Origin of the sequence: Anaerotaenia torta (assembly GCF_050433395.1) — a bacterium.
GTDB classification, from domain to species: Bacteria; Bacillota; Clostridia; order Lachnospirales; family Lachnospiraceae; genus Mobilitalea; species Mobilitalea torta.
In genome coordinates this window covers 80,409-94,504 of the sequence record NZ_JBNPXH010000013.1, presented here as the reverse complement: position 1 = coordinate 94,504, position 14,096 = coordinate 80,409, and the positions used below count along the sequence as shown (strand labels likewise).

17 protein-coding genes are annotated in these 14,096 nt (G+C 43.8%); 1 reads left to right on the top strand and 16 read right to left on the bottom strand.

All coding sequences use genetic code 11. The features are described from left to right. Positions 1–18 precede the first annotated feature (18 nt). The 11 genes from HNQ56_RS19565 to HNQ56_RS19515 form a co-directional block, all read right to left on the bottom strand. Positions 19–780: a phosphate ABC transporter ATP-binding protein gene (locus tag HNQ56_RS19565; RefSeq protein WP_429149607.1), complete on the bottom strand. Its 762-nt coding sequence runs from the start codon at positions 778–780 to the stop codon at positions 19–21. A 10-nt stretch (positions 781–790) separates the two neighbouring features. Continuing rightward, the gene (pstA, locus tag HNQ56_RS19560) at positions 791–1,627 is read right to left on the bottom strand and encodes a phosphate ABC transporter permease PstA (RefSeq protein ID WP_429149605.1); all 837 of its coding nucleotides are present in this window, start codon (positions 1,625–1,627) and stop codon (positions 791–793) included. A gap of 7 nt (positions 1,628–1,634) precedes the next feature. After that, positions 1,635–2,480, bottom strand: coding sequence for a phosphate ABC transporter permease subunit PstC (gene pstC / locus HNQ56_RS19555; protein WP_429149604.1), 846 nt, complete (start codon positions 2,478–2,480; stop codon positions 1,635–1,637). Continuing rightward, complete coding sequence (locus tag HNQ56_RS19550; RefSeq protein WP_429149602.1) at positions 2,477–3,325, bottom strand: phosphate ABC transporter substrate-binding protein; 849 nt, start codon at positions 3,323–3,325, stop codon at positions 2,477–2,479. Before HNQ56_RS19550 ends, pstC begins: the two co-directional genes overlap by 4 nt. 18 nt (positions 3,326–3,343) lie before the next feature. Beyond that, positions 3,344–4,141, bottom strand: coding sequence for a phosphate ABC transporter ATP-binding protein PstB (gene pstB / locus HNQ56_RS19545; protein WP_429149600.1), 798 nt, complete (start codon positions 4,139–4,141; stop codon positions 3,344–3,346). 175 nt (positions 4,142–4,316) lie between these two features. Then, positions 4,317–4,541, bottom strand: a complete 225-nt coding sequence (locus HNQ56_RS19540; protein ID WP_429149598.1) for an EamA family transporter — start codon at positions 4,539–4,541, stop codon at positions 4,317–4,319. 20 nt (positions 4,542–4,561) lie between these two features. Beyond that, the gene (locus HNQ56_RS19535) at positions 4,562–5,281 is read right to left on the bottom strand and encodes a nitroreductase family protein (RefSeq protein ID WP_429149596.1); all 720 of its coding nucleotides are present in this window, start codon (positions 5,279–5,281) and stop codon (positions 4,562–4,564) included. Between the two features lie 44 nt (positions 5,282–5,325). Beyond that, positions 5,326–5,589: a hypothetical protein gene (locus tag HNQ56_RS19530; RefSeq protein WP_429149594.1), complete on the bottom strand. Its 264-nt coding sequence runs from the start codon at positions 5,587–5,589 to the stop codon at positions 5,326–5,328. 329 nt (positions 5,590–5,918) lie between these two features. Beyond that, the gene (locus HNQ56_RS19525) at positions 5,919–6,266 is read right to left on the bottom strand and encodes a cupin domain-containing protein (protein ID WP_429149593.1); all 348 of its coding nucleotides are present in this window, start codon (positions 6,264–6,266) and stop codon (positions 5,919–5,921) included. Positions 6,267–6,344: 78 nt separating this feature from the next. Further along, entirely contained in the window at positions 6,345–8,099 is a 1,755-nt protein-coding gene (locus HNQ56_RS19520; RefSeq protein WP_429149592.1) for an ABC-F family ATP-binding cassette domain-containing protein, read from the bottom strand. Between the two features lie 185 nt (positions 8,100–8,284). Then, positions 8,285–8,884: a CPBP family intramembrane glutamic endopeptidase gene (locus tag HNQ56_RS19515; protein WP_429149590.1), complete on the bottom strand. Its 600-nt coding sequence runs from the start codon at positions 8,882–8,884 to the stop codon at positions 8,285–8,287. 197 nt (positions 8,885–9,081) lie between these two features. On the opposite strand from HNQ56_RS19515, the gene HNQ56_RS19510 reads away from it, so the two are divergent. Continuing rightward, the gene (locus tag HNQ56_RS19510) at positions 9,082–10,389 is read left to right on the top strand and encodes a YcxB family protein (RefSeq protein ID WP_429149588.1); all 1,308 of its coding nucleotides are present in this window, start codon (positions 9,082–9,084) and stop codon (positions 10,387–10,389) included. Between the two features lie 201 nt (positions 10,390–10,590). Here HNQ56_RS19510 and HNQ56_RS19505 read toward each other — a convergent pair whose 3' ends face one another. From HNQ56_RS19505 to HNQ56_RS19485, 5 genes are read right to left on the bottom strand one after another with little or no spacing between them, the layout of a single operon-like run. Next, positions 10,591–10,923, bottom strand: a complete 333-nt coding sequence (locus tag HNQ56_RS19505) for a family 4 glycosyl hydrolase (protein WP_429149794.1) — start codon at positions 10,921–10,923, stop codon at positions 10,591–10,593. 43 nt (positions 10,924–10,966) lie between these two features. Continuing rightward, positions 10,967–11,137 (bottom strand): hypothetical protein, encoded by a 171-nt coding sequence (locus tag HNQ56_RS19500; protein ID WP_429149586.1) that lies wholly within the window; start codon positions 11,135–11,137, stop codon positions 10,967–10,969. Next, positions 11,134–12,054, bottom strand: coding sequence for an ROK family protein (locus HNQ56_RS19495; RefSeq protein WP_429149584.1), 921 nt, complete (start codon positions 12,052–12,054; stop codon positions 11,134–11,136). Before HNQ56_RS19495 ends, HNQ56_RS19500 begins: the two co-directional genes overlap by 4 nt. Beyond that, a complete protein-coding gene (locus tag HNQ56_RS19490) occupies positions 12,051–12,779 on the bottom strand; it encodes a 6-phosphogluconolactonase (RefSeq protein WP_429149792.1) in 729 nt (242 codons plus the stop codon). Before HNQ56_RS19490 ends, HNQ56_RS19495 begins: the two co-directional genes overlap by 4 nt. Before the next feature lie 54 nt (positions 12,780–12,833). Then, a complete protein-coding gene (locus HNQ56_RS19485; RefSeq protein ID WP_429149583.1) occupies positions 12,834–13,985 on the bottom strand; it encodes an ROK family protein in 1,152 nt (383 codons plus the stop codon). Between the last annotated feature and the right edge of the window lie 111 nt (positions 13,986–14,096).

Below are 14,096 nucleotides of genomic sequence, written 5' to 3'. Positions count from 1 at the left end.
CGGTTCCTGTTTTGGATTTTAACCAAATCGTCCGGTAAGGTAATCGTCCGTCCGCTTATCCTTGGGGAAGGAAAAGACATCCTGGGTAATGCCTTGTTCTATCAGATCTCCCATTAACATGAATGCCACCCGGTCAGCGATACGCCCGGCCTGCTGAACCGTATGCGGGGCAATGATAATAGTGAACTGCTCCTGAAGCTGTTTTAAGGATTCCTCAATTTTGGACGTTGATATCGGGTCAAGAGCCGAACAGGGTCTGTCCAGCAGGATAACCTCGGGCTCCAGAGCCAGAACTCTGGCAATGCACAAGCGCTGCTGCTGACCGCCGGACAGCCTGGCTGCAGGGGTATCCAGCCTGTCCTTGACCTCATCCCAGAGAGCAGACATACGAAGTGCTTTTTCTACCTTCTCGGCCACAACCGCCTTGGTTTTCATTCCGCCCATGCGGGGGCCCAATGCCACATTGTCAAAGATGGACATGGGCAGAGAGGTCGGTACATCGAAGACCATCCCTACTCTGCGGCGCAGCTCTGTCACGTTCACGTCCGGGTCAAAGATGTTTTTCCCGTCCAAAAGGATCTCACCCTCCTGGCGGGTTCCGAACGTCAGGTCACACAGACGGTTCAAGGTACGAAGCAGGGTTGTTATACCGCTGTTAGCCGGTCCGAAAACAGCCAAAATCTCATTTTGGGGTATTTTCAGGTTAAGGTCTTTAATAACCTGCTTTTCTTGATAATAAAAGTTTAATCCTTTTATCTCTATTTTGGATTTCTGTGTCATTATTCACCTCTTAACGGCCTTTCGCTATGAATCGATTGACCAGCATATTGAAACCAACATTCAGCAGAAGAATCAGAAGAATTAGGAGCGCTGCCGTTCCATAAGCATTCTCCATGGATATTCCCTCCCTCGCCAGTATATAAAAATGAACTGCCATTGTTCGGGTCGGTGAAAAAAGCGATGTGGGCATACGCAGTGCCGAACCGGCTGTTAAAATAACCGCCGCTGTCTCGGCTACGCATCTCCCTATGCTCAAGATCACTCCATTGACGATACCGGGAAGTGCTGACGGGAGCACCGTCCTGGTTACTGCCTGCCACTTGGTGGATCCCAAAGAAAAGCCTACCTCGCGGTATAGCTGCGGCACAGTGCGGATTGCCTCTTCTGATGTACGGATGATAGTGGGCAGAATCATGATCGCCATGGTTAATCCGCCGGATAAAATTGACCAGCCCATTTTCAGGTATATGACAAAGAAGATGAAACCAAAAAGTCCATATACAATGGATGGTATTCCGGCCAAGGACTCGGCGCTGAATCGGATAATGCGGGTAACTCTGCCTTCACGTGTATATTCCGTAAGGTATATCGCTGTCCCAATTCCAAAGGGGGTTGCTACAATAACGGCTACGGCAGTCACAAGCAGCGTGCCGGCAATAGAAGAAGAAATACCCCCGGTACGGCCCATATTCCGCGGGATCTCCGTTAAAAACTGCCAGCTGATCATAGGTATTCCCTTCATCAGAATATGAATAATGATGGAAAAAAGAATTACTATAACAAGAAGGGCAGCTGCCCAAATCAAAAATTTTGCTATCCTTTGGGAAGTTTTCGCGTTAATCCTCATTGTGTCCTCACTTCTTTCGTGTGATGTATTGGGCTGCGGCATTCAGAATCATGATAATAACAAACAAAACAATCCCTGTGGCGAAAAGCGCCTGCTGGTGCTCGCCGGATGCATACCCCATCTCAATACCGATATTGGTAGTCAGCGTCCGAACCGGGTCCAGAATTGACTCTGGAAGTGCCACTGCATTACCAAGAACCATAATGACCGCCATTGTCTCACCAATTGACCTGCCTAAACCTAAGATAATAGCGGCAACAATTCCCGACTTCGCCGCAGGCAGCAGCAGGGAACGAATCGTCTGCCAGTGGGTCAGCCCCAATGCAAGAGCCCCATCTTTATAATGGCGGGGCAGAGCAAGGAGCGAGACTTCGGTGATGCTGATGATCGTCGGCAGAATCATAATGGCCAAAATGATAGAACCGGCCAATATGCTTAAGCCCGGTCCTCCCAGGTGATTCCGTATCATCGGCACAATGAACAGCACGCCCCAGAACCCGTATACCACGGAGGGTATGCCGGCCAGCAGCTGAATAGCGGGCCTGAATATGTTTCTAAGGGCTGCAGGAGCAAACTCAGCCAGAAAAATACTGCAGCAAATCGCAACGGGAACTCCCAGAATTGCTGCTCCTAAAGTAACCGATACCGATCCCACAATCATCGGGAAAATGCCATAGGCCCCCTGGCTGGGAGCCCACTTCATCCCAAAAACAAAGTTCAACAGGCCAACCTTGGCAATAATCGGTACCCCTTTTACAAAGATAAACACCGTGATGAGCGCCAGCACCGATAAGGCGGAAAGCGCAATTACGAGAAATATCCGCTCTGATAATTTTTCCTTAAACTTCTTCATTTTCCCTCTCCCTCTGCTGATGGAATAAGTCCCTCATGACTCAGTAGTTTTTGCCCCTCGGAAGAAAGGGTAAACTCCAGGAAGCTTTTAGCCAGCCCCGTCGGCTCACCGTTAGTAACAAATAAAAACGGCCTGGACATGCTGTAGCTGCCATTCATTATATTTTCCCGCGTGGCCTCGATGCCAGCTATATGCAAGGCTTTTACATTATCATTAACCAACCCCAGAGAGATAAAGCCTATGGCATTGGGATCATCCGCAACCAATTGCCGCACCGCTCCATTGGAGTCCTGGACTATGGCTTTCGGGGTTATCTCTGTTTCCCTCATCACCAGCTCCGTAAAGGCACTTCTTGTACCGGAGCCTTCTTCACGCGCTATTATATTGATTCTTGCCTCCGCGCCTCCGAATTGACTCCAGTCAGTAATTTCGGCGGCATAGATATCACGAATTTGATCCAGAGTAAGGTTTTGTATTGGATTTTTAGGATTCACGATTAACACTAATCCATCCCTGGCAATTTCTACATTCCATAGACCTTTCTCCTCCTCTTTCATGGCACGGGAGGACATTCCAATATCAGCGCTGTGTGTCTGGGCCGCCGTAATACCGGCTGAAGATCCTCCGCCCTGAATATCAATCTCCGTACCTGGATTCAAAATCATGTACTCTTCTGCCAGAACCTCGGCATAAGGTTGTACGGAAGTTGAGCCAGCAACAATGGTGGCTGAGCCCGGTGCCCGCCCGCAGGCAGACATGGCACCCACAGAAAAGGTCACTATCACAACACTGACCGCTACTCTTATTCGTCTTAGCAGCTTGCTTGTTATATTCGTTTGCATCATATTCCTCATCCTCAATTTTTATCCAAACCGGCCTGTAATATAGTCCTCCGTACGTTTATCCCTGGGATTGGCAAAGATTTCTGATGTTGAAGCATACTCCACCAATGTCCCCGCCCTATCCTGATCCATCATCATAAACGCTGTCATGTGAGACACCCTTGCCGCTTGCTCCATACTATGAGTTACAATAATAATGGTATATTTTTGGGCCAGCTCCTCCATTAACTCTTCCACCTTCATTGTAGATTCCGGATCAAGAGCACTGCAGGATTCGTCCATCAATATAACCTCAGGCTCCACAGTCAATGCACGGGCAATACACAGACGCTGCTGCTGTCCAGGAGAAAGCTCAAAAGCAGATTCCTTCAGCTTGTCCTTCAATTCGTCCCATAAGGAAACCTGCCGCAGATTTCTCTCCACAATCTCATCAAGACGGTTCCTTTGCTTTATTCCATGATGCCTTGGACCGAAAGTCATATTATCATAGACCGACATGGGAAAGGGATTCGGTTTTTGAAAAACCATGCCAACCCTTTTTTTCAGTGTAACAACATCCATATTCTTATCATAGACCGAAACACCATCCAGCATTAATTTTCCCTCTACCCTAACCCCCGGTATCAGGTCATTCATACGGTTAAAAAGGCGCAGAAGGGAAGACTTACCGCATCCCGACGGCCCAATTATGGCTGTAATAGCACATTCCTTAATGTCCATCGTAACACCCTTAAGAGCTTGGAAGCTGCCATAAAACAGGTTTACCGCTTCTGTTTTTATCTTGGCTCTTTGCCCGGACTTTAACATTAGATCATTCATTTGTCACCCTCGTTTAATATTTTAAATTGCCATCATCTCTCTCATGACAAGCACTAATTAATTATACAGTAATACCGTATTCTCTGTGTTAATTGCATGTTAAATGTTTGTAAAATATCAGGACACCGGATGGCTACAAAAAAAGCACTTAATGAGTGTGGTTAATTTCACTCTATCAAGTGCTCCTTTTTCGTTGCAGGAACAAAAGGCTATTCGCAGGAATTGCTGGAACGGTATGCTGTGAACTTGCAACAAAAACCATCACCCAAGAAAATAAAAGCACAATGACAGTCCGCAAAGCAGCCGCTAGATTGGAATCCGTATTTTTAATCCCTGTCTTTGCTAAAACAGATGTCATACCTGCAAATACTGCCGAGCCAAAAGCATATAGAATCCACATAAAAATCCCCCTGTTATTGCTTATTCCAGATGAAAGATACCTCCATTCCCAAATTCAAACTTCCCTTTTACTTCTGCCTCTGCTCCTATCTCAAAATGTTTCTTTGCAATCCCTAAATCAATCAGATCCATCGAATAGTCATTGGCAATCCGGGCGCTTAAGGTGTTGTTCTCATATTGAAACATTACTTTTTGTGTGTTCTTAGCACTTGGGGCCAATAGTACAGCTTCCATACCGTTTTGCACCCATTGGGGCAAAGGATGATCGCTTACGATTCGCTCGCCCATGCTCTTCCCTTTTCTATGGGTAGCTGAGCGTACCACTTTCTCTGTCAGGGAAGGCGCTGCCACTTTACCCACTACCACGACGCAAGCCAATTCTTCACCGCTATCAACAGTTAATCCCTCTTTATCAAAGGTACCTCCGACCCAGCATGATCCAAGACCTAAATCAGTGACAGCAAGAACGAAATCTTCTCCGTAATATCCGATCTTTTCTTTCAGATCCTTATCCTCTTTCTTGCCTTTCATCAATATAAGAGAACGTACATTGGTAAATAACCCATAACTTTTTCTCAGCTTTCCAAAGGCACTGCTTCCATCCTCCAGGAACGTCATAGTTAAACCGGATGCTTCATTTAATTGATGAATAAGGGTCATAATATTTTCTTTTTCCCGGTCTGTAATGGGTTCCTTTTCAAATTTTCTCCTTGAAACCCTGCTTTCTATCGCGCTGCGCATGAAATCATCTCCAACTATTAAATATTTTTTGTCCTCTTTATATCTCAAAGATAAATTGCTTTGTATTGATCATATAAATCTATTATATTATCTATAATATAATCTACTTTCTTTTTACCTAAATTCTCGCTTACTGATACTAAAATACCTTTATTTTCTGGAGCATTTAATCTGGCTTCTTCCGGTAAAAAAGTTACAGTTATTCTAGTGCTGTCTTTTTCATCACATCCTGCCACACACATGATAACAATATTATTGTCACGTTTATGTGTTTCATAGAATACCTTCCATGTTGGTATGGCATTCATCAAAGTTCATTGAATGTCCGCCAATGGCTCCATCAAAAACGGTAGGTTCCGGTCAACCGCATTTATTTTCTCGGCTGTTTTAATTTCTCTTTACTACACTGAGTGTACGAATCAGCAACCTTTAGGAGCAAAATCTCCTCTTGTAAGTAATCCCTCCACATAAATCTCCTGTCACACCTTTCCTCCATTATATACCATTAATTTAGAAATCACAAAGTATTTAATCATTATTCTACAGCAAAACGCACCCATTTCTATATGAGTGCGTTTCTAAAATAATATTTCATCTTATTAAGTATACAAATTGTTTCTGTATGTGTTGCTAATCATTAAACATTTGCATCTGTTGCAAAGGCCTCTGAGCCCATGGGCGAAATTGTGACAAACAGACGCAGGACATCTTCACCGATGTTTATAACCTGCAGGCTTTCCTGCCCATCAACCTGCATTAACTCACCCACCTGCAACAAGGTTTCCTTTCCATCTGTAACAACCTTGGCATTGCCTTCCATAACCTGCAGAAAAAGGGTGGATTCCAGATGCGTGTGCCCCGGAAGTATTTCCCCTTTGGCAATGTTTAGAACAAAGGCAATTACATTATCGCTTTTGAAAATCATACGCTTGGCAATTTTCCCCTGAGGCTCATGAAAATAATCGCTAAAAATAAACTTGTTCATAGATAAATCCTCCTTTATTTAAACTTAAACTTTAATATCTCCAACTTTGCTTTCCATTATAACATCCATACCGCCTTATTAGGCCATTGAAATTTTCATTTTTTTAATCATATCTTCTAAGGACTCCATCAGAGCCTTTGCCTTTTCAAATTCATTCACTCGAAGCAGCTGTTGAATTCTGGTTTCCGTTTCTTTTTTCTTTTCCTCCAGCAGCAGATAATCCTTGTCGAAGTGATTGGCATAAATCATCTGCCGGAATTTACGGATGCTCATTCTGCGCACCGTGTTATTCTCTATCAACAGTACATAGTCCATGCAATTAGCCACCGTATAGTAATCATGGGACACCATAAGAATTGCACCTTTGTACTCTGAAATCGCCCGTTCTAATGCAATCTGCGCATAAACATCCAAATGTCCCGTCGGTTCATCCAGCAGCAGGAAGTTGGCTTTTTCTAATGAGAGCACCGACAATTGAAACAAATCTTTTTCTCCGCCAGATAATTCACTCACTTTCTGCCCCAGGGTCTCTCCTTCAAAACCATATTTTTTCAAATAATTCTCTATATCCGTTTTTGTACCAAAATCTTTTTCTTCAAAAATTTCAAGCAGGGTTTTCTCATCGTCATATAATGAGCCTGTAATCTGAGAAAACATGCCAACCTCCGCCTCTTTACTAAGTTTGATCGTGTCCTTCTTATTTTCAAAAATCTCACATAACATTGTTGTTTTTCCGGTTCCGTTACTCCCTACAATTGCTGCATGCTCTCCCGGCTTCATTTCAAAATCCACATGTTCTAAAAGCTGCTCGTCAAAGGCAACGCTGTAATCCGTCAATTCCAGAATATTTTCCTCTGTTACTTCATTCTCCGGCTCAAAGTAAATTTCCGGCTGCTTGATATCCACAAAAGGAGCCTTTGTTTTTCTTGCCTTCAGCCGGTCCACCAAGGTCTGTCTTGCATGTACGGCTCTTCCAAGGGACGAGTTATCCATTGCCGTCGCTTTCGCTCTGGATTTATCTAAGATTCTGCTCTGGCGGTCAATCTCTTCCTGGTCTGCGGCAGCTGCTTCTTGTAAATCAATCTTTGTGGCAAGCAGTTCATAATTATATTCTGTATAGGTTCCGTCAAATTCCTGGACATCCATATTTTCCATGTGAAGTATCTTGTTAAAGCAATGGTTTAACAAGTACCGGTTATGTGTGATGATAAGAAGCGTTCCCTTATGGGCATTGATGAGATTTCTTAATGCATTCAGATGTTTAAAATCTAAAAACACATCCGGTTCATCCATAATAAGAAACCGTGGACTCAGCAGTATCCCTCTGATTACCTGAACCAGCTTGAATTCTCCGCCGCTCAGACTGCTGAGCTTCTGCTCTTCCAGCTTTTTCAGATCAGCCAGCTTTAATTGCTTCCTAATATTGATTTCGTAAGACGCTCCATCAATTGCATCCCATTCCTCTAATTCTTTTTGATATTCCTCGAAGATCTTTTCCAGATCTACAGCAGTCTCCATTTGCTTACAAAGATCAAATATTTTCTTCTCATGCCTGACAAATTCGTCGCTGATATACTGAAACACGGTTATATCTTCTTTGGGATCTAATTGCGAAAATTGACTGACATATCCAATTCTGCCTGTATTGTCAATTACTATTTTTCCATCGTACAGATAATCTTCGGAGTGCATCAGTAAATCGAGCAGCGTACTTTTTCCTGTACCATTGGTGCCGATCAAGGCACAATGTACATTATCTTCTATTGTAAATGAAATGTTTTTATATAAATCCTTTTGCGGATATGAGTAGGACAAGTTTTGAACCTTAATCATGATTACCTCCCAGGCTGGCTTAGTTTTCACTCCCCAAGGATTGAAACATGTCCAATTTATATGCCTAATATTCTTGTATTGTCATTATATCGATGTTCTGACATAGCGTCAAGCTAAGCCTTCAAGGGACAGTAAAATCGGCAAGGAGGAAACCGCAATTTTGGTTCAAGGCACTTCACAAAAACTTAGAATGCTGAGCTTAAAGCAGACAAAATATTTAATATAGCATGCATGATCCAACCAGGAACGATGGAACCGGAAGCATATTTCTCATTCAGCCATCCCTCGATCCACCCTATGGACCCAGGAAGCATTATTAATAGAATTGTCACCGCTGCATTACCTGTAGCAAATCCAAATGGCAGCCCATGCAGAAGGCCAAATAGAATTGCCTGAGCAGTATTTCCAACGGTAAAACCAAACCGGTTCGTCAACCGCTTTCCTATAAAACCTCTAAACAAAATTTCTTCTGATAGACCGGTTTGAATAACTGCATAAATCAGTATGTAGAAAAGAGCATTCCAGCCTTGGCCCTCAAACCGGGTTACTGCCGTATCTACCTCTCCCAGTAGCAGCTTCATCACGATTGCCATAAGCAAAATATATGTGCCTGAAGCTGCAAATAGAATGAGTAAAAATTTTATGAAAGAGTCCTTTATTATTGGCTTCTTCAATCCAATCCATTTTAAAAAATCCAGCTTTTTACGAGCTGTAATAAGCCACCAGATGAGTGGTACAACAGAAAACAGGACAACTTGAACAATCGAACTCACTAAAATATCCACCGTTTTTCACCTCCGTCCCATATTATACATCCTTTTACTGTAAAATTCTACTTATAAGTTATATAAATCATTATTTCTTCCTTCATCCCACACTTTGTTTATGCTTTTTTCAGATTCTCGGCAGGAAAAACCATGGAAGATTGCGTTGATTCGTGGTAAGATAATAATATTGATTTCTAAATATGAGGAGATATATCATGAAAAAAAAGATAATAGGTGGTTTTCTTACCGCGATTCTTCTGTCCCTTGCCATCCTTCCCGCCCCGTCTGCACAAGCCCGGGTCCAGGATTTTTCCGAGCTGTATCTGGAGCTGACCCTGCCCGAGGATGCCCTGGTGCTGACGCCGAACACTCCCAACACGGACGAAACCTGGGGTAAAGCGGGCATCTTCGACGTCGCTTCCGAAAAGAAAAGCATGAGCAGCATGGGCATAAAGGCCATATTTTTCGACCCCGAAACCAAGACCCTGGTGAGGCTGCTCCAGAAGCAATCCAGCCAGACCGATGAAATCTATAACCTTTCCCTGATTTCCGGCCAGGAACGGGAGGCTTTCTTTCAAAGCCTTGTAGAGACAGAGGACGAGACCACTAAGGCCACCATTGAGACCGTTCCCCATGAGGAAGCCATTTTCTTCCGTTACCATCTCCAGGTCACGCAGAGTGACACCACCGCGACGGAAGTGATCTACGGCACCATCGTCAACGGCTATACCTATTCCTATGATATTTATCAGAGCGGCAGCACCGCCCCTATTGACGAGACTTTCATTAAAGAATTGGTTGACGGCACTCATTTCACCCTGTTCCTGGACAAGGCTGAGGTGGAGAAGCAAAGGAAGGATGCCGCGAACCGTCTGATAATCCAGTTGGCAGCCCTAATTCTCGTTATTATCGTCTGGTCGATCTTGGTCAGGATGAGGAACAAGAAGCAAAAGGTCCTAAAAAGCCAGAGATCGGATGCTCTGGCCCGGTTCTATGCCGCCAAACGACAGCGGGAAGAGTCGAATGTGAAGGAAGAAGTCCTGTTCACGAACCGGACCAAATATTCAGAGGACGTGGTAAAGGATTTCTACCAATACAACCACTCGACAAAGAAAATCAAGATCTGGATAACCGTTGCCATTGCCTTTCTGCTGGTGCTGTTTCTCCTATACCGCTCCAGTGCCGGATTGCTTGGATGCATAATCGCCATCGTACTAATGTTTATCTTTATCTATTACCAGGTCATCAATGTTGAGAAGCTCATCGCACGCACGATGAAGTCCTATGATAAGACCAAGGGAATGGTGGCGGTGTTCACTTTTTACAGCGATTACTTCACCCTGTCAGGCATACAGTATATTTCGACCTACCCTTATCTTCAGATCACGGAGATCAAACAGCATAAGGACTATATTTATCTCTACCTGGGTCCCGAGAAAGCCCTTTATCTCAAGAAAGACGGCTTTGAGGGCGATCCGGAGGCATGCCTGAAGCTTATGCAAGAGGCCATAAAAACACAATAAACCGAGACCGTTGAAAATTGCTCGCGGATAATTCCAGAATTATATTGAACAAAAAAGTCAGTTCATAGTTAACTGACTTTTTTTGTTCCTAGCCGATGAAATGCTCTCCGGTGGTTTGGGTCAGCTGCCCCAGCTTTTCCTCTGTCGTCATTTGTGATAGTAATTTTATCAGCTGCTTCTTATCCAACATGTTCCTCCGAACTATTTCCACTCAAGCTTCGGCAGAATGTCCTTTTGCAATTCGCACATTTTATCAATCATTGCACATGCCTGATAGTAGGTAGGTGCCTGGGGATCCAGCAGAATTGCCTGCAATAGCTTAGTCTTGGATTGTTCTGTATATGCCTCAATTAATAGTTTATGAATCGTTCCCTGAATATGGATGGTACCGAGAATAGCGGTGAGCAGCTTTACTTCCATGGGAACCAGCCGAATACCATCCTTGTTGACAACTGCCTGAGTCTCAACTACCATGTCCTCCGGTAATCCTGCAATGGCCCCATGATTTGGCAGATTTGCAGCATTTAACCTGATCTCATCCTCAAAGAAGATTGCTTCAATAATCGGAATAGCATACTCATGGCTGATCTGAACCTTGTCTTTCTACGTTGGCATCCACAATATCCATTAATGCGACTTCCAGTTCAACCTCATTCTGCAATCTCTTTGATAACACGATATCGTGCAATGCTCCTAAGGCAAAAGAAACACTTCCTGCACCAACTAAAGCAATTTTTAACTTCTTCATACTCTTATTCTCCCTTCATTTGCTTCAAACGCATAATAAGCCGCACCGATCAATCCTGATTCTGCATCAAACTCAGCCGCTGCTATTTTCACCTTTTCTGCCAATCTTCCCAGTACCTTTTTCCGTATTTCTTCTTTTAATTGTTCCATGATCCATTTATGATTCAGGATTACCGGTCCGCCCAGAACGATGACGTCCGGATCCATCATCTGCGTCACTGCCGCCAGCCCTGATGACAGATTACTGATCCACACCCTGAGAACTTCCTTCGCCCTGCTTTCCCCATCCCGGTAATTCACAAACAAATCCACCGCGGCCGCTGTTTCTCCGTATATGGCAATACTCCTGCTTTCCAGCGCTTTACCGCTGCAAAGTCTCTCCAGTGTATAATCCAATGGATCATTCGATATGCCATCCTGTTCTCCAACAAGAATACTGCCAATCTCACCTGCATATCCGTTGGCCCCGTGATAAATCTTATTATTAATGATAATTCCGCTTCCGATACCGGTACTTACCGTGATATATACGGAATGAATGCTGTTCTTAGCGGCTCCGTAATTCGATTCTAACAGGGCAATTACATTCACATCATTCTCCAGATATACCTGATACCCTTCAAAATAATATTTTATCTTTTTTATTTCAAAGTCTTCTAAAAACGGAACATTCGTTGCATCCGTTATCGTTTTCTTTCCAATCGTCCAGGGTGCGGGTAATACGATTCCGATTGCTTCTGCTCTGTGATCCGGATCAACCCTATAAACCATTTCTCTAAGCTTTTTAAAAAACACATCTGCGGTATCAAAATCAGAGGTTAAAGCAGCCTCTTTTGATACAATTTCCAAATTCCGATTCAGAAGCGCCACCCGGCTATTCGTACCTCCGACATCAATCCCTATCATGTGGTCCTTCATTTACAAAACTCCTGTCTGATTAATTGCGCCGCATCCTTATCGATGTAAAAATCAATATGCTCGTATCCCAGCAATTCCTGAGCCGGAAGATGTGCTTTGGGGTTCTCAAGGATTTCTTTTATGATATCCTTCTTGTGGGAACCTGTTACCACGACGAGAACTCTCTCGCTGTTAATAATCTGCTGCAGGCCCAGGGTGATTCCCTCTTCCACAGGAGTACTTTCCGCAAAATATTTCTGGCTTACGCGCTTTGTGGTATCGGAAAGCGGCACAATACTGCTATGATCCTTGATGGGGGCGCCGGGCTCATTCAGACCAATGTGACCGTTCATACCGACTCCCATTAAGCTGAAGGTAATCGGCTTTTCCTTAATATAAGTATCGATTCTCTTACATTCCTCTGCCAGGTTATTATTGACAGTATCAAAGAATATAATTTTCTCCTTTGATAGGGGCAAATATTGAAACAAATCTTCCCGGAGCATCTGATAGCAGCTGCCGATGGTCTCGCTGCCGGTACCAACCCATTCGTCCAAGCTGACAAAGGATAATTTCTTGATTGCTTCGCTGTTGCCGCACTCCTCGGCAAACTTTTTATAGCATTTGGAAGCTGTGCTTCCGGCTGCGAGACAGAACACCGGATTCGCTTTCTTTTCGATCTGCTCCCGCATCTCTCTTGCAATTGTCAAAGCCAAAGCTTCCTCTGTTTCATAAACTTTGATCATCAAATAACCATCCCTTTCCAGACCAGCAATTGACAGCCTTTTCTTTTTCTTCCCCTAGCCGGATATTACTTTCGTCATTTCCTTCTGCAAGGATAGAATAGCTGCCCCAATCGCTGTCGAGTTCTTCTTTGTGCTCACCGATATGTCCAGCTGCCAGCCTGTGTAACGGTTAATATACTCTGCCGTCTTAGCTAATATTTCCTCAGGGAACACTGTTATCGTCTTTCCGCTTAAGATGATAGACCGTATATCCAACAGACTTACGATGTTGGTGATAGCCAATGCTATATATTTTGAAATATAGTCAACACTCTTCTCCTTCTCTTCCCGGGTCATATCCTCCGGATTGCCGACAGAATAGTGAAAAGTCTCGGCCAGATAATCCAAATTCAACTTACTTTCCAACCAGCCGATGGAGGAAGGTGAATTCACGAACTCCGTATCGAAGCACATATACTCCAGCTCTCCGACACCTGCATTATGTCCCCGGTGGAGCTTCTTATCAAGGATCAGTCCGGCACCAACCCCTTCACCAAGTGCGATCTGCAGTAAATCTTCCGGACCTTCTCCGGTCTTATCCAGAAGTATAAATTCCGCAATCGCCGAAGCATTCACGTCATTTTCTATGATAACCGGCAGATCTATCTCCTGCTCCAGCTTCTTTAGAATCTCTTCATAGGGATAATCCTGCTCCTTGTCCCTTGAAGCGCGCATTCTTATTGTTTTATTTTTTTCATGAATGGCACCGTCAATGCCGATTCCCACTCCGGTGATAGTCGTAGGAAGCTTCTTTGCTATCTCCTGAAAATGCTCTGCAATATTCTTGACCGCACCAACAACGATATCCTCCTGGAAGGGTACCTGCATATCCGTTTCATACGTATTCAATACCTGGTTATACAAATTGATCAGTACTGCTGAAACTTTATTACCGATCATTTGTATCCCGATGGTAGAGTAGCTATTGGGGTTGAAGCTATAAACAACACGCTTACGGCCCAAGCCTCCGCTGCCTTCCCTGCTTTCTCCGTTCACAGTAACGATTCCAATCTGCTCAAAGTAATCAATGATCTTACTGACCGTAACAAAGCTCATAACCGTCCGCTCAGACACCTCAACCTTTGCCAAATCCGGTTCCTGCAGTAATATATCAAAGATAATCTTTCTATTCTGATCCTTGATATCATTCGGTAAAAAAGACTTCATAAGGGCCTCCTTGTTTTTTTAATCTTATTACTTAATTTAATTATTTAATGTTATTTAATAATTATAAGCACAGAATTACATATTGTCAACAGCCAATATTATTTTATACAA